4 protein-coding genes are annotated in these 3,714 nt (G+C 47.2%); all 4 read right to left on the bottom strand.

The window, feature by feature from the left end; genetic code table 11:
• On the bottom strand, positions 1-658 hold a 658-nt coding region (locus tag ACPLUI_RS12430; RefSeq protein ID WP_424660574.1), incomplete at its 3' end, for an N-acyl homoserine lactonase family protein.
• A gap of 319 nt (positions 659-977) precedes the next feature.
• Positions 978-1,742 (bottom strand): SDR family NAD(P)-dependent oxidoreductase, encoded by a 765-nt coding sequence (locus ACPLUI_RS12425; RefSeq protein ID WP_424660573.1) that lies wholly within the window; start codon positions 1,740-1,742, stop codon positions 978-980.
• A 110-nt stretch (positions 1,743-1,852) separates the two neighbouring features.
• Positions 1,853-3,169, bottom strand: coding sequence for a phenylacetate--CoA ligase family protein (locus ACPLUI_RS12420; protein WP_424660572.1), 1,317 nt, complete (start codon positions 3,167-3,169; stop codon positions 1,853-1,855).
• 43 nt (positions 3,170-3,212) lie between these two features.
• On the bottom strand, positions 3,213-3,714 hold a 502-nt coding region (locus tag ACPLUI_RS12415; RefSeq protein WP_424660571.1), incomplete at its 5' end, for a 4-hydroxyphenylacetate 3-hydroxylase C-terminal domain-containing protein.

Genomic DNA, 3,714 nt, shown 5'->3' with positions numbered 1-3,714 from the left:
GACCATAGTTCTTGCTGCTGTAAATACCGTCCGAGGTAAAAATTACCGTACCGGTATTTTCCGTATGCACAATCATGCCAAGCACTCCAGGGGTATGACCCGGTTGAATGAAAAGCTCCAGGCCTTTGGCAAGTTCCATATCCTGCCCCACCGGCTGGTAGACAATTCCCGGAATATTGCTAAAATCAGCCTTGACATAAGCCCCTACATTAGGTTCCGGACCAATATTAGTCACATAAAAGGCATACATAGCTTCCGGCTTGCTTACCACCACATTTTTACCTGCTTTCGTCCCACTGAAGAGGTCGATATTTCCGGCGTGATCCATGTGCAAGTGAGAAACGATCAACAGGTCAATATCTTCCGGCTTCAAGCCCAGTTCTGCCAGGCGGTCTTTTAATGCCACCTCTTTCGTCCAGGGGAAGACCTCCTGCAAACCCTTCGGCCATCTGGTTTTCCATTCCGGACTACAGCCGCAATCATACAGTACCCGCCCCAACGCGGGGTGTTCAACCAGAACGGCATAGGTCGGAAGGGCCACCCAGTTCGCCGGAGGAGTTTTGTTTTCCAACGTGCCAGGCCTGGGAGCAGTTGCCAACCATACTTCATCGCATTCAATTACACCCAGATCCAAAATATAAAACCTTATTTTTTCCATTCAGCGTCAGCCCCTTTGATTTTATTTTTTAAATCGTCTGGAAATTGCCCAAAGAATATCAACCTTTGCAAACTCCCTTAATCTTGAGTTATAACGATTCTAATGGGATTACCCACTTTTTTCTCCAGGTGTTCCAAGGCCGTGTTCACTTTCTCCAATGGTAATCGTTCGGTTACGGAACCGGATAGATCCAGGCGACCATTTGCTGCCAATTCCACTAACCGCTGAATCTCACCCCTCTCAAAGGAATAAGATCCGATTACTTCAATTTCTGAACGAACAAAAATGGTAGGTGGAAGAGTCTCAATGGGATCAGAAGTTACTGCGCCGTCCACCCCCCATCAATGACCAGGCACTGGCCAGTCATATAACTGGCGGCATCCGAGGCCAGGAAGACTACAGCTCCTACCATGTCTTCAACCTGTCCCAGGCGGCGCATCGGAATGTTTTTGATAAGATGGTTGTAAATTTTTTCATTCTTGAGGTCAGCTTCATTCATCGGGGTAATAACATAACCCGGACAGAGAGCATTAACGTTAATGTTGTATTTGGCCCATTCCAGTGCCAGTGCCCTGGTCATCTGGATGACACCACCCTTAGCCACGCAATAAGGCAACACCTGGCGTTCTCCCACCAGTCCGAGAATGGAGGCTACGTTGATGATTCGACCACCACCCTGCCTAATCATCTGTCGCCCGACGGCCTGAGCCACAAAAAAGACCGCACGCTGGTCAAGGGCCACCACCCGATCAAAATCGGCCTCTGTTAAATCTTCTGCTCTCTTCGTGATGGCGGTACCGGCGTTGTTCACCAGGATATCAATCCTGCCATATTCCGCCATGGTTCTTTCCACCAAGCTCTGCACTTGATCATTCTGGGTTACATCAGTCGCGACACCTATCGCTCTACGACCTGTACCGCGAACTTCGCCAGCTACACGGTCACAATCGGCTTGATTGCGGCTAACTATAACGAGATCTGCTCCTGCCTGGGCCAGGGCTAACGCAATGCCGTACCCGATTCCCTTGGTGGATCCCGTCACCAGGGCCACCTTACCGTTTAAACTGAAGGTGGGTAAGTTCATGCCAATTTCCCCTTCTCCGAAATGTTTAAACTATGTTATATAAAAGCAGCAGTTTTGTTAAAAAAGTTATTTTGTTAATATTTGAAATTGTCTGGTTATAACAAGTTCAATTAGACCTTCTTTCGTAAATCATATAACCTTTTTGCTTTAAAAGCGGTACGCTCAATATACCCATAAGGTTGTATGGAAACCTCAGGAGTAACCATAAGTTCTTCCTTTAGCGCCTTTTTTAGTTTAGGAACAAAATCCTCTTCAAGAATTTCCCTGGTTCTTTCAACCACCACAGTACAGATATCAACTCCCCTTTCCTCATCATGGGTCAACTCAATACGGTATTGATCACTAAGGCAATCAAAGCTGCGAATTACCTTTTCCACCTGTGATGGGTAAAATTTGGCCCCCTTATATACCACAAGGTCATCAGCCCGTCCCAATATACCTCCCGGTGACCGGGCATGAGTCCTCCCACAGGCACAAGGTTCAGTGATTAATTTGGCCAGGTCGTTAGTCCAGTAGCGCACCATTGGCGTTGCCTCCCGGGTCAGGTGGGTAATTACCAGCACACCAATTTCCCCTTCGGCACAAGGCTCCATCGTTTCGGGATTGATAATTTCAATGAGATAATGATCTTCCGCCCAGTGCAGACCAGCTTTTGCGGTGCATTCTGCGGCAAAAGTGGGGCCGATTTCCGCTAATCCATAAAAATCGTAGGCATCAATGCCCAGGCCGGATTCAAGCCGGGACCGCGTAGAAGCATTTTGAGTACCGCCTTCCCCGCCAAAAGCTCCTATCCGCAAGGGAATTTGTTCCGGAGATAATCCCTCTTCAGCCATCTTTTCGGCAATATGCAAAGCAAAAGATGGTGTAGATAAAAGCACATGGGATCCGGGATTTTTAAAGTACTGTATTTGCTTACTGGTCATCTGGGCACCGATGGGTATGACAAAGCAGCCCAACTTCTTCGCCGCATAGTGGCTTGACATACCCGCCACCCACAAACCATAACTAAACCCGTTTTGAACGATGTCCCCAGGCCTTACGCCAAAGCCCCACATCATGCGGGCGGTTACGTCAGTAATATTGGCAACATCTTGCTCAGCCCAGATAGTGTTAACGGGGTTACCAGTAGTACCTGAAGACGGGTGTAATTCCCGCCAAAGACTTTGGGGTGCCATTGTGAACCGTCCGAATGGGGGGTACTGGGTCTGTTCATCCCGCAGCTCATTCTTGGTTACTACTGGAATATTTCTGATGTCAGCGAGAGTTCTTAAATGTCTCGGCTCAAACCCAGCTTTTTGCCACTTTTCCTGGTAAAAAGGGGAATTTTGATAACACCGGTTGACCTGCCATTTCAAGCGCTCAAACTGCAGCTCTGCCAGTTCCTTCCTGGACATGGTTTCTACTTCTTTTTGATAATAATCTGCCATAGGAGTTCCTCCTCTCACCAAGGCTAGCCTTACTGGTGGGACTTTACTTAATGCCCGCTAATTCTCTGGCAATCTTTTTACGCAACTCCAAGTCATAATTCCCCAAAATAGCTATTGTCTCCATAATGGGTGACCCTCCGCCATGTACTCCTGCATATTGCCATACACCACCGAATGCAGAACAGTTAAGATCACTGATACAGCGGAAGCAACGATGCTGATTTTCTGAAGAAATACCTTCTTTGCGAATTAAATATTTATTTAACAGACAACCAACCTTTTCATTTAAGAAGTCATCTTCGTACGGCAACGTAGCTGGTATTCCACCGGCAACCTCAGTGAGAATTTCATGCTCATGGTAGATGTTCTCACCAGCATGCTTCCTGCCAGTATTACAAAAAATAGGTTCAGGAATACACGTGCCAGAGGAACTTTTGGAAGATTTAACTGCGGCTGCAATGCCAGCAGCGTATACCAATTCTGCTACACCCATTAAGGACGCTAATTTCTCTCTGATATGCTGTGCTTTTTCCACACCATTATAT

It is taken from the genome of Desulfofundulus sp., assembly GCF_049701015.1.
Taxonomy (GTDB): domain Bacteria; phylum Bacillota; class Desulfotomaculia; order Desulfotomaculales; family Desulfovirgulaceae; genus Desulfofundulus.
This window is presented reverse-complemented; position numbering and strand designations above follow the sequence as displayed.

What these genes read in the sequence shown, in the direction of transcription:
- ACPLUI_RS12425 (WP_424660573.1), bottom strand. Translation starts at nt 1,742, where the DNA reads ATGAACTTACCCACCTTCAGTTTAAACGGTAAGGTGGCCCTGGTGACG.
- ACPLUI_RS12420 (WP_424660572.1), bottom strand. Translation starts at nt 3,169, where the DNA reads ATGGCAGATTATTATCAAAAAGAAGTAGAAACCATGTCCAGGAAGGAA.